Source organism: Aeromonas sp. A600620 (assembly GCF_029479985.1).
Classification (GTDB): Bacteria; Pseudomonadota; Gammaproteobacteria; order Enterobacterales; family Aeromonadaceae; genus Aeromonas; species Aeromonas veronii_A.
On record NZ_JAAKXB010000002.1, the window covers coordinates 51,114 to 71,869 of the forward strand.

Annotated in this window: 21 protein-coding genes, 1 tRNA gene and 1 pseudogene; 4 read left to right on the forward strand and 19 right to left on the reverse strand. The window is 60.4% G+C overall.

Annotated elements, in window-relative coordinates:
• Positions 1 to 82: 82 nt before the first annotated feature.
• The 3 genes from G5533_RS02965 (at position 83) to G5533_RS02975 (ending at position 2,449) form a co-directional block, all read left to right on the forward strand.
• The gene (locus G5533_RS02965; RefSeq protein ID WP_441254458.1) at positions 83 to 1,033 is read left to right on the forward strand and encodes a transposase; all 951 of its coding nucleotides are present in this window, start codon (positions 83 to 85) and stop codon (positions 1,031 to 1,033) included.
• A 241-nt stretch (positions 1,034 to 1,274) separates the two neighbouring features.
• On the forward strand, positions 1,275 to 1,406 hold the full coding sequence (locus tag G5533_RS02970) for a hypothetical protein (protein ID WP_441254459.1): 132 nt from the start codon (positions 1,275 to 1,277) through the stop codon (positions 1,404 to 1,406).
• Positions 1,407 to 1,534: 128 nt separating this feature from the next.
• On the forward strand, positions 1,535 to 2,449 hold the full coding sequence (locus G5533_RS02975) for a Gfo/Idh/MocA family protein (protein ID WP_441254460.1): 915 nt from the start codon (positions 1,535 to 1,537) through the stop codon (positions 2,447 to 2,449).
• A gap of 113 nt (positions 2,450 to 2,562) precedes the next feature.
• Here G5533_RS02975 and G5533_RS02980 read toward each other — a convergent pair whose 3' ends face one another.
• The 3 genes from G5533_RS02980 to G5533_RS02990 form a co-directional block, all read right to left on the reverse strand.
• Entirely contained in the window at positions 2,563 to 2,913 is a 351-nt protein-coding gene (locus tag G5533_RS02980) for a TusE/DsrC/DsvC family sulfur relay protein (protein ID WP_019446869.1), read from the reverse strand.
• A 24-nt stretch (positions 2,914 to 2,937) separates the two neighbouring features.
• Positions 2,938 to 5,091, reverse strand: coding sequence for a YccS family putative transporter (gene yccS / locus G5533_RS02985; protein ID WP_227342213.1), 2,154 nt, complete (start codon positions 5,089 to 5,091; stop codon positions 2,938 to 2,940).
• Between the two features lie 164 nt (positions 5,092 to 5,255).
• Positions 5,256 to 5,912, reverse strand: a complete 657-nt coding sequence (locus G5533_RS02990) for a Bax inhibitor-1/YccA family protein (RefSeq protein ID WP_005338308.1) — start codon at positions 5,910 to 5,912, stop codon at positions 5,256 to 5,258.
• A 208-nt stretch (positions 5,913 to 6,120) separates the two neighbouring features.
• Here G5533_RS02990 and G5533_RS02995 point away from each other — a divergent pair.
• Positions 6,121 to 6,208: transfer RNA gene (locus G5533_RS02995), tRNA-Ser, on the forward strand.
• An 84-nt stretch (positions 6,209 to 6,292) separates the two neighbouring features.
• Here G5533_RS02995 and chbG read toward each other — a convergent pair.
• From chbG to exeF, 16 genes and pseudogenes are all read right to left on the reverse strand, one after another.
• The gene (gene chbG, locus G5533_RS03000; protein ID WP_441254461.1) at positions 6,293 to 7,057 is read right to left on the reverse strand and encodes a chitin disaccharide deacetylase; all 765 of its coding nucleotides are present in this window, start codon (positions 7,055 to 7,057) and stop codon (positions 6,293 to 6,295) included.
• Positions 7,058 to 7,110: 53 nt separating this feature from the next.
• Positions 7,111 to 8,457, reverse strand: a complete 1,347-nt coding sequence (locus tag G5533_RS03005; RefSeq protein WP_421249321.1) for a 6-phospho-beta-glucosidase — start codon at positions 8,455 to 8,457, stop codon at positions 7,111 to 7,113.
• 145 nt (positions 8,458 to 8,602) lie between these two features.
• Positions 8,603 to 9,430 (reverse strand): transcriptional regulator ChbR, encoded by an 828-nt coding sequence (gene chbR / locus G5533_RS03010; RefSeq protein ID WP_421205446.1) that lies wholly within the window; start codon positions 9,428 to 9,430, stop codon positions 8,603 to 8,605.
• A 54-nt stretch (positions 9,431 to 9,484) separates the two neighbouring features.
• The gene (chbA, locus tag G5533_RS03015) at positions 9,485 to 9,838 is read right to left on the reverse strand and encodes a PTS N,N'-diacetylchitobiose transporter subunit IIA (RefSeq protein WP_005350025.1); all 354 of its coding nucleotides are present in this window, start codon (positions 9,836 to 9,838) and stop codon (positions 9,485 to 9,487) included.
• Between the two features lie 23 nt (positions 9,839 to 9,861).
• Entirely contained in the window at positions 9,862 to 11,244 is a 1,383-nt protein-coding gene (locus G5533_RS03020) for a glycoside hydrolase family 1 protein (protein ID WP_441254462.1), read from the reverse strand.
• A 68-nt stretch (positions 11,245 to 11,312) separates the two neighbouring features.
• The gene (chbC, locus tag G5533_RS03025) at positions 11,313 to 12,674 is read right to left on the reverse strand and encodes a PTS N,N'-diacetylchitobiose transporter subunit IIC (protein ID WP_421205442.1); all 1,362 of its coding nucleotides are present in this window, start codon (positions 12,672 to 12,674) and stop codon (positions 11,313 to 11,315) included.
• Between the two features lie 14 nt (positions 12,675 to 12,688).
• Positions 12,689 to 13,006 (reverse strand): PTS sugar transporter subunit IIB, encoded by a 318-nt coding sequence (locus tag G5533_RS03030; RefSeq protein ID WP_033135185.1) that lies wholly within the window; start codon positions 13,004 to 13,006, stop codon positions 12,689 to 12,691.
• A gap of 629 nt (positions 13,007 to 13,635) precedes the next feature.
• Positions 13,636 to 14,403: a GspN family type II secretion system protein ExeN gene (gene exeN / locus G5533_RS03035; protein WP_421205440.1), complete on the reverse strand. Its 768-nt coding sequence runs from the start codon at positions 14,401 to 14,403 to the stop codon at positions 13,636 to 13,638.
• On the reverse strand, positions 14,400 to 14,891 hold the full coding sequence (exeM, locus tag G5533_RS03040) for a GspM family type II secretion system protein ExeM (RefSeq protein ID WP_319919440.1): 492 nt from the start codon (positions 14,889 to 14,891) through the stop codon (positions 14,400 to 14,402). The genes exeN and exeM overlap by 4 nt, the downstream gene beginning before the upstream one ends.
• Positions 14,888 to 16,072 (reverse strand): GspL family type II secretion system protein ExeL, encoded by a 1,185-nt coding sequence (exeL, locus tag G5533_RS03045; RefSeq protein WP_319919441.1) that lies wholly within the window; start codon positions 16,070 to 16,072, stop codon positions 14,888 to 14,890. Before exeL ends, exeM begins: the two co-directional genes overlap by 4 nt.
• Before the next feature lie 122 nt (positions 16,073 to 16,194).
• Entirely contained in the window at positions 16,195 to 17,196 is a 1,002-nt protein-coding gene (gene exeK, locus G5533_RS03050) for a GspK family T2SS minor pseudopilin variant ExeK (RefSeq protein ID WP_266134240.1), read from the reverse strand.
• A gap of 103 nt (positions 17,197 to 17,299) precedes the next feature.
• Positions 17,300 to 17,947, reverse strand: a pseudogene (gene gspJ / locus G5533_RS03055) (type II secretion system minor pseudopilin GspJ); the annotation flags it as partial.
• A complete protein-coding gene (gene exeI / locus G5533_RS03060; protein ID WP_005338301.1) occupies positions 17,944 to 18,303 on the reverse strand; it encodes a GspI family T2SS minor pseudopilin variant ExeI in 360 nt (119 codons plus the stop codon). The gene exeI and the pseudogene gspJ, both read right to left, overlap by 4 nt.
• An 82-nt stretch (positions 18,304 to 18,385) precedes the next feature.
• Positions 18,386 to 18,958 (reverse strand): GspH family T2SS minor pseudopilin variant ExeH, encoded by a 573-nt coding sequence (gene exeH / locus G5533_RS03065; RefSeq protein ID WP_421203077.1) that lies wholly within the window; start codon positions 18,956 to 18,958, stop codon positions 18,386 to 18,388.
• Positions 18,959 to 19,005: 47 nt separating this feature from the next.
• The gene (gene exeG / locus G5533_RS03070; protein ID WP_005338297.1) at positions 19,006 to 19,437 is read right to left on the reverse strand and encodes a GspG family T2SS major pseudopilin variant ExeG; all 432 of its coding nucleotides are present in this window, start codon (positions 19,435 to 19,437) and stop codon (positions 19,006 to 19,008) included.
• Between the two features lie 97 nt (positions 19,438 to 19,534).
• Entirely contained in the window at positions 19,535 to 20,755 is a 1,221-nt protein-coding gene (exeF, locus tag G5533_RS03075; protein WP_005338296.1) for a GspF family T2SS innner membrane protein variant ExeF, read from the reverse strand.
• Position 20,756: the final 1 nt, after the last annotated feature.

The following is a 20,756-nucleotide window of genomic DNA, read 5'->3' on the forward strand; positions in this document are numbered from 1 at the left end:
CTCCCTTTATTGGGACACCCACCTTTTTGACAGTGGCGTAGGGCTGCTCTTGACTCAAGAGGTCACCGTTGAGGGATGTGCCATGACCATTGCCCGTTCACGTCAAATCAGCTTGCAGGATACGCCTTACTACCATGTGGTCAGCCGCTGTGTGCGGCGAGCCTTTCTGTGTGGTGACGATGCCCATTCTGGCCAGAGTTATGAGCATCGGCGTCAGTGGGTGGTCGACAAGTTGGGGCAACTATCGCGGCTGTTTGCAATTGGCATTTGTGCTTATGCGGTGATGAGCAATCATTATCATCTGGTGCTCAAGGTGGAGCCCGATACCGCAGCCAACTGGAGTGAGCGGGAGGTGGCTGAGCGCTGGGCGGCGCTATTCCAGTGGCCGCATTTGGTCAGGCGCTGGTATCAGGGGGAGATGTTGATCGAGCCTGAGCTGGCTGTCGTGCAGCAATTGCTGGCCCAATGGCGGGAGCGGCTTCACTCCATAAGTTGGTTTATTCGGCTACTCAATGAAAATCTGGCCCGTCAGGCCAATCAGGAAGATGGTTGCAAGGGCCATTTCTGGGAGGGGCGCTTCAAGAGTCAGGCTTTGCTCACCGAATCCGCCTTGTTGGCCTGTATGGCGTATGTTGACCTCAATCCGATACGAGCTGCGTTGACCGATCGGCCAGAGCAGAGTGAATACACCAGTATCAAACAGCGCCTTGACGCGCCTGCTACTACTGAGGTTTTGCCACCACTTTTGCTGCCGTTTGCCCGCCAGGGTAAGCCTGAAGAGCTGCCTTATGCCTTCAGCGACTACCTGATGCTGGTTGATTGGACTGGTCGTGTTATTCGGCCCGACAAGCGGGGTCATATTCCGGCCCAATTTGGACCCATTCTGGAACGATTGGGACTCGATGCTGTTCGCTGGTTGAAGCAGGTGACGCTGTTCAGGCGACAAGGGATCAGAGTGGTGGGAGACAGATATCAATGTCAGCAGTTTGCCCGCCACTGTGGCCAGCGACGATGCCATCAACCAAGGCTGTGATAGCTTTGCATCCACCCTGCTGATAGCTCCGGGTATTGCACATAGTCCAATAAATGGCTGTGCAGGGGATGTTGCTTTCTAAACCTGGCAATCTCTCCCACCAGCCAACTTTTGCAGGCATCAGTTCGGATACCTCCCCTTATTGGGCCTGCAAGTAGCCTAGTAGTGGCTTGCTCCAAAGATGGGTGTCCCAATTTGATTCCTTCCGTCGGCCATCGCCGCCCTCGGCGATTTTCGCAACGTGGAACTGACCGGAACGCCGCAGCAGTTCGAGGTGGTGGTTGGCAGACACCGCAAAAGTCAGGGCAATCTGGCCATCGAGTGGCTGGCCGAGGTGATCAAGTTGGTCTGCGATCTTGCCATGCCCGGATAACGTCGCCGTTTGCACAGAGCTGCGCACGCCAGCCAGCGCGCTAACGGCAGGCTGGATCTGCGGGACAAATCCTGCGATGGTGCGGGCAGTTATCCGCTTGTCCCGTTATCGAGTGAAAAGGAGTTGAGATGCGCATTGCCATGATTGGTCTGGGGGATATCGCCCAAAAAGCCTATCTGCCGCTGCTGGCGAGTGACGAGCGGGTCACCCCGCTGCTCTGTACCCGCAATCCGGCGGTGCTGGAGAAGCTGGCCCGCCAGTATCGGGTCGCCGAGTGCTTTACCGATGTGGCGGCCATGCTGGCCAGTCGCCCCGACGCCGTGATGATCCACGCCGCTACCGCCGTTCACCGCGAGCTGGTCGAGCAGTGCCTGCGGGCAGGGATCCCTACCTTTGTCGATAAGCCCCTGTGCGACAATCTGGCCGAGGCCGAGGGACTGGCCAACCTCGCCATTGCGCAAGATTGCGCCCTCTTTACCGGCTTTAACCGCCGCTATCTGCCCGCCATGGATGCTGCCCGTGCCCAGCCGCTCACCGAGCTTAACTGGCAAAAACACCGCTTCGCTCTGCCGGGCAAGGCGCGGGATTTCCTGTTCGACGACTTTATCCATGTGCTCGACAGCCTCTGCTTCTATGGCGGCGTGCCGGGCGGCGACTTTCATGCGGTATTGCGACCTGATACGAAGGACAATAGCTTGCTGGCTGGGGTAAGCGTCAGCTGGCAGAGCGGCGATCGTGCCATCAGCGGCAGCATGAACCGCAGCGCCGGGATCACCGAGGAGCGCATCGATGCCTACGGCGACAACCTCTCCCTGCACCTTGAGAACTGCACTCGCGGCAGCATCGCCCGCGATAAGCAGGCCGAGATGCTTAGCCCCAACGACTGGCAGCCGGTGCTGGCCCAGCGCGGCTTTGCCGCCATGCTGGCGCACTGGTATCAGCAGATTGAAATCGGCAAGGCCGACAGCGAGCTGATCGCCTCCTACCTGCACGGTCATCGGCTGGCGGAGCAGCTGGTGGCGCTGGCTGACAAGCGGGAATAAGGCTGGCTGGAAGCCTGAGAGATATGAAGACGAGGTGTGCCAAGGTAGCGCACCAAACACAACGGGGGGCCGCAGTTGCGGCCCCCCGTTGTTATGGGATGAGATGCATGGGATCAGATGCACTTCACCGGCTTGGGCAGGCCGCCAATCTTGGTTGCCTGCTTGGCGGGCCCTTCCGGGAACAGCTTGTAGAGGTAGCGGCTGTTGCCCTTCTCGGGGCCGTACTGCTTCTCCATCGCCTTGACCAGCGCGCGGATGGCGGGGGAGGTGTTGAACTCCAGATAGAAGGCGCGCACAAAGCGCACCACTTCCCAGTGTGGCTCCTCAAGCGTGATCCCCTCCTGCGCTGCCAGCACCAGCGCCAGCTCCTCGCTCCAGTCGTTGCTGTTGAGCAGGTAGCCCTTGGCATCGGTCTCGATGAGTTGGCCGTTGAATTCCAGCTGATGTTTTTCGGACGCAGACATGAGGGCTCCTCGCTAATGGGGCTATCAGGATTGGGCGGGCATGGTAGCGCCTTGATCCCCGGTGAGCAACCGGCTCTCGTTGGCCAGATGCAGCAGCTGATCCGCCAGCTCGCTGATCAGGTTGAGCTGCTGGGTCAGCATCAGCTGCTCCTCGCTGCTGTCCGGACTTATCACCGGGCACTGACCACCGATAGAGCTGGATGGGTTGCCCGCCAGATGGCCGGCGGCCTGCTCCAGGGTGTGGCAGATGTGGTGGCGCACCTCATCCAGCCCGCTGATGGCCTCCAGTTTGTCGCGATGGGCTCCAAGCGCCGAGATGTAGGAGAGCAGGGCGTGGTTGCGCCAGGTGAGGGTAAAGCAGAGATCGAGGAAGCGGCGGCGCTTTTGTGGCTCCACCAGCATGCTCTGCCAGGCGGTGGCCAGCTCGCTGTCCGCCAGATGGGCGCTCTTGCGCGCCACCCGATAGTCGATGGACTCGTCCCGCTGCTGCTTGAGGCTCGCCAGCACCGCCGAGAGATAGCGGGCGTTGGCCGAGAGCGAATTGGCGATAAGAGTCGGCAGCCGCTTGTACTGCCAGTCCGGCCAGAGCCAGGCCACCAGCCCGTAAGAGATCAGGCAGCCGAGCAGGGTATCGAGCAGCCGTGGCCCGAGAATGGCAAAGCCGATGCCATCAAGCAGATTGAACGCCATCAGCACGTAGAGGGTGATAAAGCAGACCGCGGCGCTGTAGTTGTTGCGCACCTGGGTAAAGAAGAGGAAAGCGGCCAGCCCCATCACCACCAGCTGGACGTGCAGCTCGGGAAACAGCCAGAGCACCGGAATGCCCACCAGTATGCCGGCGAAGGTGCCGAGCATCCGCTGCACCAGTCGGCGGCGGGTGGCGCTGTAGCTGGGCTGGCAGACAAACAGCACGGTCAGCAAAATCCAGTAGCCCTTATCCATATCAAAGGTTTGCAGTATGCCGTAGCCGATCACCAGTCCGAGCGACAAACGCAGCGCGTGGCGAAACACCATGGAGTGCAAGGTGAGGTGCTGCTTGAGCTGGGCTAGCAGCGGCAGGCGGGGGGGGCGCGCCAGCGCTGGCAGATCCTGCTCCGGCTGCTCGGGGTTTTGCAGCACTTCGGCGCTGCCCAGCAACTGGTTGATGCTGGCCAGATTGCGGCGCAGGAATTTCATCGGCGTCAGCAGGGTTTTCGGGTAGTGCTGCTTGAGATTGGTGAACTCCAGCTGATCGCCTAGGGCCTCCAGCGTCCAGTGGATGCGCTTGTTATGGGCGTAGGGCTTGTGCACCAGAATGGCGTAACCCAGCCGCTGGCATGCCTCGGAGAGTTGCAGGAACACCTCCTGAAATCCTTCCAGTACGATGCCTTGCTTGAGCTCCGCTTCCAACCGGCTGTAGGGATAGTGGCTGGAGGTGGCTCGCTCGTGAATCTCCAGCGCCAGAAGATAGAGGCGCAGCAGGCTGGCCAGCTCGGGGCTCGCCGGATGGCGGCGGCTCAGGCGGGCGTTGAGGGCCGACTTGGTGAGGGTCAGCGCGCTCACCAGATTGATGTTGAGCTGGGCCAGATTGTGGCGAATGGCCTGGGCGCCGTGCTCGTCCGCCGGGAAGAAGCGGGACTTTTCCAGCAGGTAGCGGCCAAGGGCGAAGTAGCTCTGGGCCAGTTGCTCGTGCAGGGTCTTGTAGGGCAGCAGCCAGAGCCAGATAAACGAGACCAGCCCGTACCAGAGGGCGCCGGCGCCGAGTGCCAGCGGCTGGTAGAAGAGATCCGGCGCCTTGGCGGCCCCCAGCATGGTGTAGATGGCGATCAGCAGCGAGCCAAAGCTGATGGTGGCGTAGCGGGCACCGAGGGCCCCCACCATCACAAAGATAAAGGTGGAGCTGGCCAGCCCGATGGCAAACAGCCAGGGGGTGGGGTAGAGATACTGCACACAGAGGGACGCGAACATGAAGCAGATGAGCGTCATGGCGAGGTTTTTAAGGCGTCCCCACAGGCTGTCGTCGGTTTCGGCAATGGCACCCGCCACGACCCCGAGGGAGAGCAGCACGGTGAGCTGGATATTGCCGGTGGCCAGGGTGAAGGCGAGCAGACCGAGAATGGCCAGCAGCACCTTGAGAGCGAAGTAGATGTGACTATCGGTCAGCAGTCGGCGCAGCAGGCCAGAGAGATCCATCGGCATGAGACAGGTGAAACCCTTGATCGAAACGAGAGCGAGATAGTAACCCGCCAAGCGCGAAGTGGCCCTGATCCAAATCAGGGCCACTTCGCTTCATATCCTTGATTTACAACTTATCCTGACAAAAATCGGCGCCAATAAAAACCCCGCCGAAGCGGGGTTTCTGATTAGTTGCGGTTGCCGCCAAGCAGGCTCAGCAGGCTCAGGAAGATGTTGTAGATGGAGACATACAGGGTGACGGTGGCAGAGATGTAGTTGGTCTCGCCACCGCGCACGATCTGCTGGGTAGTCAGCAGGATGGCACCGGAGGAGAAGAGCATGAACATGGCGGACAGAGCCAGGCTCAGGGCGCTCATCTGCAGGAAGATGTTGGCAATCATGGCCACCAGCAGTACCCAGAAACCGACGAACAGCATGCCGCCGATGAAAGAGAGGTCACGCTTGGTGGTCAGGGCATAGGCCGACAGACCGAAGAAAGTGAGCGCGGTGCCGCCAAGGGCGGTCATCACGATCTCGCCACCACCATTGTTCATGTACATGTTAATGATGGGGCCCAGGCTATAGCCCAGCAGACCGGTCAGGGCGAAGGTGAAGACCAGCCCCATGCCGTTGTTGCGATTCTTCTCGGTCAGGAACATCAGACCGTAGACGCCGATCAGGAACACGGCCCAGTGCAGCGGCGGCATGTTCATCACGGTAGCGACCCCCGCCACCACGGCAGAGAAGCCCAGAGTGAGGGAGAGCAGCATATAGGTGTTACGCAGCACCTTGTTGGTATCGCGTACGGCACTTTGGGTGCCAGTGTAGATAGAACGGGTATCCATCTTGGGTGTCCTCTTGATGTCCGGGTGAGACGGCGAGCAGCCGCCTCGTGATCGCTGTTTGTTACTGCATGTTTACGCATTGTATGTAGAACAAATAGGGATGACGAGGAACAATTTCAAGCCACCTGCCATTTTGCTCCCGCACACTATCCCACAGGAAATATGTATTGCATATGAACAAGGGCTTAGCGTAGTATGCACGCCGTTCGGAGGGGTGGCAGAGCGGCTGAATGCACCGGTCTTGAAAACCGGCGATGGGCGACCATCCGTGGGTTCAAATCCCACCTCCTCCGCCATATTCAAAGAGAAAGCCCAAGCGATTCAATCGCTTGGGCTTTTTTGTATCTGCGGTTTTTACCGGTCCACCTGATGGCCTGCGGCTATTGCCACTCCCGATAGCTGGCGAGGCGGTAGCCGCGCTCGGCGATAAGGGCGGGCAGGGACGGGTCGGTCAGGATCGCCAGTTCGTTGAGGCGGGGCTGGCAGTAGGAGCTGCCCTGCATTTCAAGATCGACAAAGGAAGGGTGGCACATGATCTCGAGCGAATTGGCCCCCAGTTCACTGGCCTCATCGAGCAGTTGCAGCAGGCTGGCTTGGGTCAGCTGCGCGCCGTAGAAGCGGTCGTCGAACCGATCGCAGCTCTGCGGGTGGGTGACGGTCAGGCCGTGGCGGGCTATTTCGCCCCGGTCGATGCGAAGGGGCAGGCCATGCGCCTTGGCGAAAGCCTCCACCAGCGGGTAGAGTGTCGGCAACATATGAACATGGTGGTGGCTGTCGATATGGGTCGGCTGCTTGCCGAAAATCGCGACAAAGCGCTGATACTGACTCGCCAGCTCACCGGATATCTCGGCCAGATCCAGCTCTCCCGCCTCGCTCTTGTGCCAGATCCCCTTGTTGAGCTCGCCCTGCTCGTTCACCAGCGAGGTGAGCGGCGTGAGCGGCTTCCCCCAGCTGAGCATAAAGTGCAGCCCGACTGGCAATTCGGGGAAGCGTTCGGCCAGCCAGGCGGCGTGTGCGATAGCGGGGGAGGTGACGATGGCGCTGGTGGAGCTGACGACCCCGTGCTCGAACGCCTCTACGATGCCGTAGTTCTGGGCGCGGCAGAGGCCGAAGTCGTCGGCGTTGATGATCAATCTTTTGCTCATGAGGATTCCCTTGCGGTTAAGCGCCCCGCCAGTTCGGGCGGGGCGTGTTGGCCTCAGGCGAGGGCGTCGATGGCGGCGGCGAAGTTGGGCAGGTGTTCGCGGTGGGCCAGCAGCAGCTCGCGGGCGACGATGCGGGCATCGTTGTCGGAGTGGATCAGCGGGTTGAGGTTCATCGCCAGCAGCAGGTCATCGAAGTCGCCGCTGATGGCAGCCTTGGCGGCGGCTATCTCGAAGCTCTTGATGAGGTGCACCAGCCCGTTCACCTTGTCGTCAAAGCGGGTGAGGCGCGGGTGGGGGATGGCGCCATCACGCCCGATCAGGCAGCTCATCTCCACCGTCCAGTCGGCCGGGATATTGGTGACATGGCCCTGATGGGGCACGATGACGTAGTGCTCGCTCTGCTTGTCGTTGTAGATGGCGCTGATCACTTCGCAGGCCGCATCGGAGTAGTAGGCGCCGCCACGCAGCTCCAGCTCCTTGGGCTTTTCGCACAGCTCGGGGTTCTGGTAGAGCTCGAACAGCTTCTTCTCGACCTGCTGCACCACTTGAGCCCGGGCACCGCCCTTGTAGAACTCGCCCATCTCGATCCCCAGCATCTCTTTCTCCTTGAAGTAGTAACGCAGGTAGGAGCAGGGGAGCAGGCGCAAGCCGCGGATAAAACCGGGGTCGAACGGCAAGTCGAAGATGTTTTTGACCGAGCTGGCGCGGGTCAGGCTGCCATCGGCGACCCCTTCCAGCAGCTCGTCAAAGCGGGATTCGCCGTTGACCAGCACATCGCCGATAAAGACCAGATGATTGAGGCCGAACAAATCCATGGAGAGGTGATCATGCTCGGTGAGCTGGAGGGCATCGCGCACAAACATCTGCATGCCGACCGGAATGTTGCACACCCCGATAAAGCGGCGGAAGTTGGTATGACGGCGCACCGCTTCGGTCACCATGCCGGCCGGATTGGTGAAGTTAATCAGCCAGGCATCCGGGCAAAGCGCTTCCACGTCGCGGATGATGTCGAAGATGACCGGTATGGTGCGCAGTCCCTTGAACAGGCCGCCTGCGCCGTTGGTCTCTTGCCCCAGCATGCCGTGGCTCAAGGGAATGCGCTCATCCTTCTCCCGCGCCTGCAACTGGCCGACTCGAAGCTGGGTGGTGACGAAGTGGGCGCCCACCAGTGCCTCGCGGCGATCCAGGGTTTTGTGCAGGGTCATGGGGATGCCTGCCTGGCGGATCATCCGTTGGCAGAGGTCGAAGATGATGTTCAGTTTCTCTTCGCCAGCGGGAATATCCACCAGCCACAGCTCGCTGATGGGCAGCTCGGCATAGCGCTTGATGAAACCATCGACCAGCTCGGGGGTGTAGCTGCTGCCGCCGCCTATGGTGACTACCTTGATCTTCTCGCTCATAAATCCCTCTTTATCGATCTTTCTAGGTTTGATGGTGGCCGCTCAGTCATCAGGGTGAGAGGGGCCGCAGCCGCCTGTGGCAGGGGCTGGTGACAATGGATTGGTTCTCTTGAACCGGGTTGTTTAGGTCAGCAACTCGCTGGTCTCAGGCTGAACTTTCGAATTTCGGATAGAGATATTTGCGGTAACTGCCCGGGGTAAACGAGGTGAGCTTCTTGAAGTTTTTGATAAAGAGGCTGACGTCGTTGTAGCCGGTCTCGAAGGCGATATCGGCCACCGAGTTGTTGGTCACCTCCAGCTGCATCTTGGCGTAGTTGATCCGGATCTCGTTGATGATTTGCATCGGCGTCTTGTTGTAGTAACGCCGGGTGGCCCTGGTCAGATACTCCTGGCTCTTGCCACAGAGGGAGACCATGTTGGCCAGCGCATCCTCGGCAAAGAGGGGGCGATCGTGCATCCGCTCCACGGTTTCGTGGAGCCAGAGCGGAAGATCATCGCTGGCGGAGGTGTCCTTGTAGTGACGCAGCCGGTTCATCACCGCGTAGGTCACCACTTCGAGAAATTCGGTCAGCGCCTCTTCCCTAAACCCCGGCGAGACCAGCACCGACTCGATGTAGCTGAGGAACTCGCTCTTGAGCGCATAGGCCTGTGAGGCGACGAAGTGTTCCGGCAGCAGGTATTTGAAGTGCTCGTCAAAATAGGTACGGGTGATCCCGACGTTGAAGATGCGGGTGGTGCCGAACTCGTAGTAGCTTTGATGGTGGGAGCCGAGCGGGATAAAGACCACATCCCCCCGCTCCAGCAGCACCCGCTTGCCGTTGACCTCCTGATAGTAACGACCGGTCAGTACCAGGGTGAACTCGTAGTAGTCGTGCTGGTGCAAACCGGTTCCGCTCACCTGTTTGTTGTAGATGAACATGTGGAACGGTTTGTTGTTAAACAGTTCGGTTTCCCGGATTGTTTTAACGCTCATGAGTCGCTTCCTGATCTGCGGGCCGATGACGGGGCCTCTCGCCCCGTCCGGAGGTTATTGGTTCTGCAGCTTTTCGTGCAGCTCGATCAGCTCGCTGATCAGCTCACGGGCCAGCATGGAGGTCATCAGGTGATCCTGGGCATGTACCAGCACCAGGGTGACCGGGATCTTGCCTTCCCCCTGATCGTCCTCGATCAGCTGGGTCTGCACCAGATGGGCGGCATTGAGCGCCTCGCGGGATTGGGCCATCAGTTGGTGAGCGGCGGCCAGATCCCCCTCCTTGGCCTTTTTCAGCGCGGTGTAGGCGAGGCTGCGGGCCTGCCCAGAGTTGATGATAAGCCCCATTACCACCTCTTCCAGATCGTTGCTGGTGGTGGCTTCTTCAGTGATGTTGTCCAGATCGAACATGTGTCGTTCCTTACGTAAATGCGTTAATTAAAACCATGGTTGCGCGCTACCTCGGCAAACCAGTAGCCGCTTTTCTTGATGGTGCGCTGCTGGCTCTTGAGATCGAGGCGGACGAAGCCGTAACGGTTCTTGTAGGCGTTGAGCCAGGACCAGTTGTCGATAAAGGTCCACAGGTGATATCCGCGACAGGCGCTGCCCTCTTCCAGTGCGCGATGCAGCCACTGGAGGTGCTCGCGAATGAACTGGATGCGGTAGTCATCCTCCACCCGTCCCTCGGGACCGATAAAGCGCTCTTCCCCTTCGACCCCCATGCCGTTTTCCGAGATGTAGCAGGGCAGGTTGCCGTAGTTGACTCGCAGGTCGGTGAGGATGTCGTAGATCCCTTTTTCGTAAATCTCCCAGCCGCGGTGGGGGTTCATCTTGCGGCCCGGCATCTCGTAGTAGTCGAACAGATCTTCCGGCGTACGCGGTACACCCGGCAAAGCCACCTCTTTGGCCTTGACCCGGCGCGGCTGGTAGTAGTTGATGCCGAGGATATCCACCTTGCCGGCGGCGAGCAGCGCCTTGTCACCCTCTTCGATCTGCGGCAGCAAGTCGTACTGCTCTAGCAGCGCGACCAGCTCGGGGTCGTAGCTCCCCTTCAGGGCAGGATCGAGGAAGCTTTTGTTGAGCAGCAGATCCGCGATGCGGGAGGCGGCGAGATCTGCCGGATCCTGCGAGCGGGGATAGGTTGGGCTCAGGTTGAGGATGATGCCGATCTCGCCATCATGCTGGCAGGCGCGATAGGCCTGCACGGCACCGGCATGGGCCAGCGCGGTGTGGTAGGCGACGGTAGCCGCCCGACCAAAATCGACCACGCAGGGGTAGTGGTAGTGGCCAAGGTAGCCGCACTCGACCGGCACAATCGGCTCGTTGAAGGTGAACCAGTGCTTGATGCGACCGCCAAACAGGTCGAAGCAGCGGGTGGCGTAGCGCACATAGGCGGCCACCACTTCCCGGCTCTCCCAGCCGCCACGCTCCTGCATGCACATCGGCATGTCGAAGTGGTAGAGGTTGATAAGCGGGGTGATCCCCTCGGCCAGCAGCCGGTCAAAGACGGCGTTGTAGAAGCTGACCGCCTCCTGGTTGATTTCGCCCACCCCGTCCGGGATCAGCCGTGACCAGGAGATGGAGGTGCGAAAACTGTTGTGCCCCAGCTGCTTGAGCAGCTTGATGTCGCTCTCGAAGTTGTCATAGAAGGTGGAAGTGTCGGTCGGGCCGACCCCGTTGTGGAAACGCTGCGGTTCGATGGAGAACCAGTAGTCAAAGATATTGGTGGATTTGCCGCCGCGGTTGGCGGCGCCTTCCATCTGCGGGGCCGAGCTGGCGCTGCCCCACCAGAAGTTATCCGGAAAACGATACTGCATGGGTTACTTCTCCAGGCTGTTAGGGGAGGAGTTTTGCTCCTCCCTTGCTGTCATTGGAATGGCTGTTATCAGAACTTTAGAGCCAGAGCGATATCCTCTTCGCTCTCCTCTTCTTCATCGATGACGTTCTGCGCTTTGTTGGCAATCAGCACGAAGGGGATATACATCATGGTCGCGACACCCAGGTTGAATATCGCCAGACAGAAGGCGGCCACGCTGCCGTTGGTGTTGAAGAAGGCACCCAGGCCGGTCGGCATGGTCCATGGCGCTATGTTGGTGATGGGAGGGATGATCCCGGCGTAGTAGGCCGCCATGGTGATCCCCATCAGTACCGGGTGCACCAGGATGAAGGGCACCAGCAGGATGGGGTTCATGATGACCGGCAAGCCGAACAGGATGGGCTCGTTGATCTGGAACAGACCGGAGGGCAGACCCAGCTTGGCCACCTGACGGTAGTCATCGCGGCGTGAGACCATAAAGATGGCCAGGATGAGGCCCAGTGTGGCACCGGTACCGCCGAGGAAGACGAAGGAGTCGGTGATCGGCTTGGCCCAGAAGTGGAACTGCTTGCCTGCCTCCAGCGCCGCTTCGACCGAACCGTACTGGTTGTAGAGGGCGACGTTTTCCAGGGCAAAGGGGAACAGAATGCCGGATTCCAGCGCGGTGAGCGCCAGCATGCCGTGTACCCCGAAGAACCAGAGGAAGGAGGAGAACACCACATAGACCCAGCCGACCAGACCGCTCATATTGGACAGCGGCTTGGCGATGCTGTCCATGATCAGCTGGTGGAAGTTGGTGCCCGCATCGCTCAGCAGATAGGAGATGACCCCCATGATGGAGAGGATGATAAAGCCCGGAATGAGCGCGGAGAACGAGCGGGAGACCGAGGCCGGCACGCTGTCAGGCAGGGTGATCACCCAGTTGCGACGGACGATAAAGGCGAACATCTCGGCCACGACGATACCGATCAGCATGCCGGAGATGATGTTGGCTCCGCCCAGCCAGTTGGCGCCCACCGCATAGGCGTCGCCCACGCTGAACGGCGTGACGGTCATAAAGGCCGCTACCGAGAGCAGGCCCGATGCCAGGGGATCGCTCTTGCGCTCTTCGGCCAGCGCCAGACCGATAAAGAAGGGGGCCATCAGGGACATGATCCCCAGAGTGCCGTTATAGACGTTGCCACCGATGCTTTTGAGGCCGTCTAGGGTGGCGATGGTGGCAGGATCGAGCCGCACACCGATGGAGTAGAAGAAGGAGCCTTCGCCAAAGCTCAGGAACACGTTGTTGATCAGTACGAACATGGCCCCGACCAGTGTCAGGGGCATCAGCTTGATAAAGCCGTTCTTGATGGCGTTGACATGAGGCTGTTTGCCCAGCTTGACGGCAATGGGCAGTATGACCTTCTCCAACGATGCGATGATGTTGCTCACAGGGATCTCCTTACCTATGCGAGGCTCTTCTTGATGGAGGCTACTGCCGCCTTCAGTACGCCGAGGCCATCGACCTTGCCGTAGAGCAGGGTGTCGATCACCTCGACCGGCTTGCCCGGCAGTTGCTGCTGGATCTCCGGCAGCATGTAGGCGATTTGCGGGCCCAGCAGCACCAGGTCGGCATCCTGTCCCTTCTCGCCTGCCAGGGTCTCCGGATAGGCATCGATCAGCACCGGCACATCATATTTTTCCGCCTGCGCCTTCATCTTTGAAACCAGCAGTGAAGTGGACATGCCCGCAGAGCAAAACAGGTAGATACGCTTCTTTTCCATAACCCTTCCCTCAACGCTTGAAAACCAAATGAACAGATCGGTCGAGATGCGTGTCTGTCGTGCTAGCAAGACAAATCAATCATCTCCAGTTGACCTCATTGTATCTACCCATGGGTTTCATCCGGTATTTCGATACCTATATCAATAGTCTTTGGTTGACCATGGTTTTTGCCGTCGCTCACATTTTTGATGGGCAGGCGCAGCGGAAATGAGATGGGATGGGGCGCAAGGAGGATGTTTTCCTTGGTTTAATCTTTATTTTTCAGTTGGTTATTTTGTGGCCTTAAAGATTGCTGCAAGTTGGCTGAAAAAGATCAATAACGGGTGCTAGCTCACATTTCACAAGGAATGCAACCTGATTGACATTCAGAAGGGCGGGGATGAGCTGCCACTTTTTCGACAAGGTGCTCGATCATTGACCATTGACGGCAAGTGGATTGGCGAGGGAGGCGGGCTTTTTCCACACTGAGCGGGTTGAAGGAGAGGGTGAACAGGCACCTTGCAGAGGTTATTGCGCTAAGTGAGAGTTGAATGAGTAAGAGCTGAGGGGGTCAGTGCAGTGAGAGGAGAAGGCACAAAGGGATAAACAAGCTGACCCCGGAGTGGCTCCGGGGTCGGCGGGATAGGGGTTAGACCCGCCCCTGATAGCGCAGGGGAAAGCGGCCCTGACTGTCGGGCTGTCCGAGGAAGGGGAGCCCTTGCTGCATCTGTGGTGGCAGTTCCGGGCCCGGCTTCAGGGTGCCCTGGAACAGGTATTGGCCATTGGGTTGCAGCTCGAGGCGACCCATGGTCTGTACCGCATCCGAGCCCTGCTTGAGTTCGGCCACCAGTCTGGAGTCGAGGCAGGTGAGTTTCAGCTCGGGGTCGGCCAGATCCAGCTTGCCCGCCGGGGTATCGGCGCTGGCATTGTACCAGTCGAGGTTGCCGTAGAGGTTGTCACACCAGGGGTTGCCCTGGACAAATTGCTCCACTTTGAGCTGCAGCTGGCCGCTGACGGTGATCGGGATCGGCAAGCGCATCGGCACCCGGCTCAGCAACCAGGGGGCGGGGGCGTTGAGGGTCAGATCCCGGCCGAAGGCGGCACCATTCCAGCCGACAATGCCCTGACCGTTCAGCCCGTTGCGATCGCCAAAGCGTATGGCCACTTCGGGTGCGAAGCGCAGCAGCGACCAGCCGTTGAGATCCCAGCGCAGCTGGTTCACCGATTCGCTGGCATATTGCAGTCGGGCGATCTGGCCATTCCAGAGGGTGCCGCTCACCCCTTCCAGTTTCAGCAGGTTGGCAACGTTGGCAGGCAGCGGCAGATAGCGAGCCACCAGCGCCGCGGGCAGGGTGGCCAGCAGGAAGAGCAGATAGGCTGTCAGAAACAGGCTGGCAATCAGGATGCGTTTTTTCATTGTGGACGACTCAACTGCAAACGTCTGACCTTGACCAGACCCGGGGCCAGATCCTCGCGGGCGATCTCGATGATTTGAACCTGAATGCCGTGCTGCTCCACCAGCGTGGAGAGCCAGAGCAGCAAGTCATCGAACTGGACCGTGTCGATCCACACTTGCAGCTCCTGCGCCTGGGGTTGCAGCCGGGCAATCTTGATCTTGTGGTTGAAGGCGGTGCGGTTGACCACCCCTTCCAGGGTGCCGCTGGTATCGATCTGGCGACCCGCTCCACCCTGCATGGCCAGCACCTCTTCACCCTTCTCCTTGAGCCAGGCGAGGGTCTGCTGCTGGTTTTGTACTTGGCGTTCGCGCTCGGCGATGCGGTTGTTGAGAGGATGCCAGACACTCCAGTAGAAGAGGCCGACCAGCAGCAGTATGCTGCCAGCAACCACCAGTCGCTGTTCCCGTGCTGTGATGCCGTGCCACCAGCTCTGCAATTTTTCCATCATGATGATTTACCCTTGAGCACCAGCGCCCCTTCAACCTTGCCCTCGGTGCTGCGCACCTCGCCTTGCTGTACTTCGAATTGCTTGCCCGCCAGCTCGCGGAACCGCTCGATCTCGGCAAAGCCGGGGGCGGTCACCTGCAGCCGCAGCTCGCGGCGACTGGCATCAAAGCGCATCACCTGCGGCTTGAGGCCGGGGACTTCGGCAAAGGTGGGGGCCAGCTCGGTGAGCATCAGCAGCACACCGTTTTGCGGGGCCTGTCCCATCTGTTGCAGATGCTGGTTCATCTGGCTGCGCACGTTCACGATGCGGCTCTCCCCCGGGAAAATGCGGGTATAGACGGCACGGATCTCCGCTTTCAGCGCCTTGTCCTGCTCGGTGAGCTGATAGAGCTGTACCCCGCGCTGGCCGAGGGCCACCAGCAGCAACAAGCCTGCGGTGATGGCCACCTTGCGCCACTGCAACCAGTAGCGGGCATATTCGGTCTGGGGTCGATAGGGGCCGGTCAGCAGGTTGGCGCGGCAGGTGAGGGCCCCCTTGGCCAGCAGCAGCATAGGGAGTTCAGGCTCCGCCGCCTGCCAGTTGGCGGCGGCAATGGCGGGCTCCGGGGTGTGGCTGTGGATGGTGACCGGCTCGACTTCGGTTGCCAGCAAGATGGCCAGCAGCGGTTCGTCGGCGACGATCCCCTGACAGGGGCCCTGGCGTACCAGCCACTCATTGCCGAGTTGCAGCGCAGACCAGCCATCAGCGGCCTGTGGCAGCGCCAGCACATCGGGCAGCAGTTGCAGGCTCTTGAGGCCAGCGGCATCGAGCCAGCCGAGCCACTGGGCCATCTTCTGCCGATCCACCGCCATCAGATCCACCTGCTGGCCCTCATGGGCCAGCACCACCAGATGGAGCTCGTCCACATCGGAGGCGATCTGCTCCTCCAGCAGGTAGGGGAGGGCCGCTGCCGACTGGCGGTTGTAGCGACCCGGCAGGGTGACGCGCCGGAAGATCAGATCGCTGCCCGGCACTAGCGTGACCACTGGGCGGCCACCGGCCCGATCCTGCAGCTCGCTCAGGGCATCGGCCGAGGGCAGGGTGCCGGAGGCGATGATCTCCTGCTCCTGACCGGACCAGACCAGCCAGGCCACGGGTTGTTGTTTATTGGTCCCCAGTCGGATGACCAGACTTTCGCTCACGCATCTCTCTCCTGCGATACCGGTTTGCAAAGGGCGTTGTGCGCCCTGGCAACCGGTGCGCAGCCCGCAGGCTGCATCCAACATCTCTCGTACCCGCAGGCGATGGCCTGCAGGTGCGCTGTTTATTCGGCGCCGCTACTGAGGCGGCGCAGTATCACCAGTTTATTGTCCTTGCCCCGCTGGAACAGGGTTTCGAGCCAGGCCCGGTTGTCGCCGACCTCGGCCACGACCCGGGCTTCGAAGAAGTCGCTCTTGACCACCAGCGCCTCTTTCAGCCCTTTCACCGAATCGACCGGAGCGAGCATGTCTGTCATCAGCTTGCTCTCTTTCCACCCCTTCTGTGGCCGCTCATTCAGTACCCGCTTGGCATCATCCAGCCCGATAGTGCCCAGATAGAGGGCAACCAGCAGCTCGGGGCGCTGGGGGGCAAGGGTATTGATATTGATCTTCAACTTGTCGTTGGGCAGGGTGCAGACGTAGGGGGCCAGTCTGGCATAGACCCTGGCCGTCACCCCGCGCACCGCCCGCAGCTCATCCTTGCCCAACATCCACTGGTTGGCGGTCAGGTAGGGTGGCTTGAGCCCCTCGTAATAGGCGTCCTCTGCGCCAAGGCTGGAGACCAGCACCGTATCCTTGTCGGTCCAGTCACGAATGGCATCGGTGAGCTGGGCCGCCTCGTAATCATCCATTGCCAGCTCCTTGAGCAGTTCGCGAAACACCTGCACCGGATAGGGCTGCTGCGCCAGCTCCTCGCCGCTTCCCGCCTTGGAGGCCACGCTCAGGCTGTTGAGGTTGAAGCAGGATTGCAGGTCGGTCACCTCGCCCTTGAGCTGGCCATCATCCACTGGAAACACAGTGTTCTTGCGGGCCCAGTTCTGGCTGAGGTTAACCACCTCGGGGTTGTCCTTGAAATCCTGCGTCAGCACCTTGCTTACCAGCGCTTCCGCCGAGAGGGCATACCACCATGCCTGTTTGCCTGTGGTGATGTTGGCGGTGCGGCGCAGCTCAAGCTGCAGGCGGCCGCTCATATTGCTGGCGATGATCACCATCACCGAGAGGATCAGCAGCACCACCAGCAGCGCCATGCCGCGCTGGCGACCGGGAGCGGCGAGATTAGCCCGCATTGGCGCCCCCTCCGTTCTGGCTGTCACCATTACCGCCATTGGTATTGCCGTTGTTCCCGTTGTTGTTGTTGTTGTTGCCACCTTGGTCGGGGTTGCTGCTCTGGCTGTTCTCTTCGGCGCGCTGGCCACCGGCGCCAATCAGGAACTGACGGCGAATGGTGCCGTAATCTTCCAGATCCAGCTCCACTGCCAGCCCGTGGGGCAGCACGCTGCGCTGGCTCCACTCCTCTTTCCAGTTGCCCTTGTCGAAGAAGTAGAGGCGAAACGCCGTGACCCCTGTCAGCACTGGCTGGATGCGCGGCTCGGTGCCGATCACCGGATCCGGATAGAGGTAGCTCAGGCGCTCCAGTTTCTGATCCTTGAGGCGCCAGCCGACCCGCTGCAGATGGGAGCGGGGCAGCATGCCGTCCGGGTTGAGCCAGCCGCTGCGCATAAAGGCCATGCCCCAGTCATCGCTCTGCTGGCCGAACCGGGAAGCCGCCAGCAGCACCTTGTTGTTCTCCCCCTCGATGCGACCGCTGCGCGGCACCATCTGGGTGATGTCTCGCTCCAGCAGGGTGAAGGCGAGTTGCAGTTCGTTGAGGCGGGTCTCCTTGCGCTTGGCCACCTCGTCGCTGGTGAGCACCCCCTGCAGCACCTGATAGGCGCCCATGCTGAGAGTGGCGAAGATGGCGATCGCCACCAGCATTTCGAGCAGGGTAAAACCGGCGTGACGGACGGAGCGAGGCGTGCGGGCGGATAGCAGGGTCATCGGCTGATATAGGTCCGCATCATGGCGACCGGGTTCTCGGCCTTGGCCTCGGTACGCACTTCCATATCGAGCGCCCGGAAGTTGTTGTCGGCGGTGGCGACGCCGCGATAGCGCCAGTACCAGGTGCTGCCCGCCATCTGCTCATCCCCTTCCACCCAGCTGTCGCCGGGCCACTTGTTCTCGAGCTTCTGTTGCACCAGCTGGTTCTCTACCACCCAGGTGGCGAGTGTCTTCTGCTCCAGATAGTTGAGGGCCGAGAGGTGTTCGCTGGCGGTTTTCATTACCGCGAGACCCGCGATGGCAAAGACTGCCAGCGCTACCATCACTTCGAGTAAGGTCATGCCCCGGGCGTTCATCGTGCCACCTGTTGAGGGTGTGGTTGGCACAGCAGTAGCGCCACCATGACTCCTTTCTCAAACAACGTCATGCCGCGAGCGTTCATTCGCTCACCTCTTCATCTTCATCACCGGTGAGCAGGGTGAGGCGGCCGAACTCGTCCCCCTTGACGATGCGGGTGTAGCGGGCATCGTCATCCTGCTGGGTGAAGGTGAGCACGAACGGGCTCAGCTCGCCGCCCGGGAAGATCAGTAGCTGCGGCGTGCGCTCCTTCTCGTCGCGCTTCTGTTCGGTTTTCTCGTCGGAGTCCGGCTGCCAGCCAAAGCCTTCCAGCTCCAGCGCCAGCGTCATGTTCTCGGCCAGTTGCACCGGCCCCAGCTGCTTGTCGCCAGTCAGGGCCAGCCACTTGCGATCCTTGGCCTGACGCTGCATAAACTGCCAGCCGTTATCCTCGATGCGAATGCCTACCAGCCGACCATCCATCACCGCATACTCCTGCGCCAGCTGCAGCGTCGCCATCAGGCGACGCGCCTGCTTGTCCAGCTCCCGATCTCCTCTGGCGCCTCCCATGCTGAGAGTGACGGCGGTGGCCACTAGTCCCATCAGCATGGCGACCAGCAACACTTCCAGCAGAGTAAAGCCTGATTGGCGACGGGCAGATGGAACAACCCTCATTCAGGCTGCTCCAGCAAGGCGGAGTGAATGCGCTGGCGACATATCACTTATTGGAAATCCTTCAGGTTCCAGTTGCCGATGTCATCATCGGTACCGGCTTCACCATCCAGACCCATGGAGAAGATGTCGATCTTGCCGAACTGGCCCGGGCTCAGCAGTTGGTACGGGTTGCCCCAGGGATCTTGCGGCAGGCGCTTGATGTAGCCGCCATCGCGGTAGCTGCGCGGTGCCGGATCGATGGAAGGCTTGGTCACCAGCGCGTCCAGGCCCTGTTCTGTTGTCGGGTAGCGGTTGTTGTCCAGCTTGTACATGTCGAGGGCGTTTTCCAGCGCCACGATATCGGAGACCGCTTTCTGCTGGTCAGCTTTCTCCTTGTTGCCCATCAGGTTGGGCACCACCAGACTGGCCAGAATGCCGAGGATCACGATGACCACCATGACTTCCAGCAGGGTAAAACCGGATTGACGACGTTTGTTCATGAGTTGCTCCGTAACGAATGAGATGGGATGGCCCATCAGAGAGTGATCACTGGGTGGGTTCGACGGGCCGCCAGCGGCGCCACCGAACACCGGAAACTTACATATTCACCATATTGTTGAGCTCGAGGATCGGCTGCAGGATCGACATCACGATAAACAGCACCACCCCGGCCATGGAGACCACCAGCATGGGTTCGAACACCCCGAGGGCGATATTGACCTGGGATTCAAACTCCCGATCCTGGTTGTCTGCAGCCCGCTCCAGCATGCTGTCGAGCTCGCCGCTCTGCTCGCCGGAGGCGATCATGTGCAGCATCATGGGCGGGAAAATCTTGGTCTCGGTCAGCGACTTGCGCAGACTGGTCCCCTCGCGCACCCGTTCGGCGGCCTCGAGAATGCGCATTCTGGCAAAGTCGTTGGAGAGCACTTCGCCGGAGATCTTCATCCCCTCCAGCAGCGGTACCGCACTGGCGTTGAGGATGCTTAACGTACGGGCGAAGCGGGCGGTGTTGAGACCGCGGCTGACCCGGCCAATCACCGGCAGGCCGAGCAGCACCTGATGCCAGCGTCGGCGACGCTTTTCATCGGTGAGCCACCAGCGCCAGACAAAGCTGCCAAGGAAGATCAGCAGCAGGAACCAGAGGCCGTAGGCCTGCATCAGTTCGCTGGTGCCGATGAGAAAACGGGTGGTGCCCGGCAGCTGCTGGCCCATGTGTTCAAACTGGGCCACTACCTTGGGTACCACGGCGGTGAGCAGGATCGATATAACCCCGATGGCGACACAGGTGAGCACGATGGGGTAGATCATCGCCTGCAGCAGCTTGGTGCGCATATGCTGGCGCTGCTCTGTGTAGTCAGCGAGACGGTTGAGCACCTTCTCCAGATGGCCCGATTTTTCACCGGCCGCCACCATGGAGCGAAACAGCTGGTCGAATACATGGGGAAAGGCCCCCAGCGAGTCGGCCAGCGAATAGCCTTCCACCACCTTGCTGCGCACGGTCGCCACCAGAGAGCGCAAGTGAGCTTTTTCGCACTGCTCGGCCACCGCCTTGAGCGCCTCTTCGATGGTGAGGCCGGCCCCCACCAGAGTGGCCAGCTGGCGAGTGATCAGGGCCAGCTCGGCTGTGCTGGCGCCACGACGGAACAGGGCGAAGCGGGTCGCCTCCCGTTTTGCCTTCTCGGTGGTCTCGTTCACCTCGAGGGGGGTGAGCCCCTGCTCGCGCAGCAGTTGGCGCACCTGACGGGCCGAGTCACCCTCCATCACGCCGCTCTTGCTGCGCCCCTTGTTGTCGAGGGCCTTATATTCGAATGCCGCCATC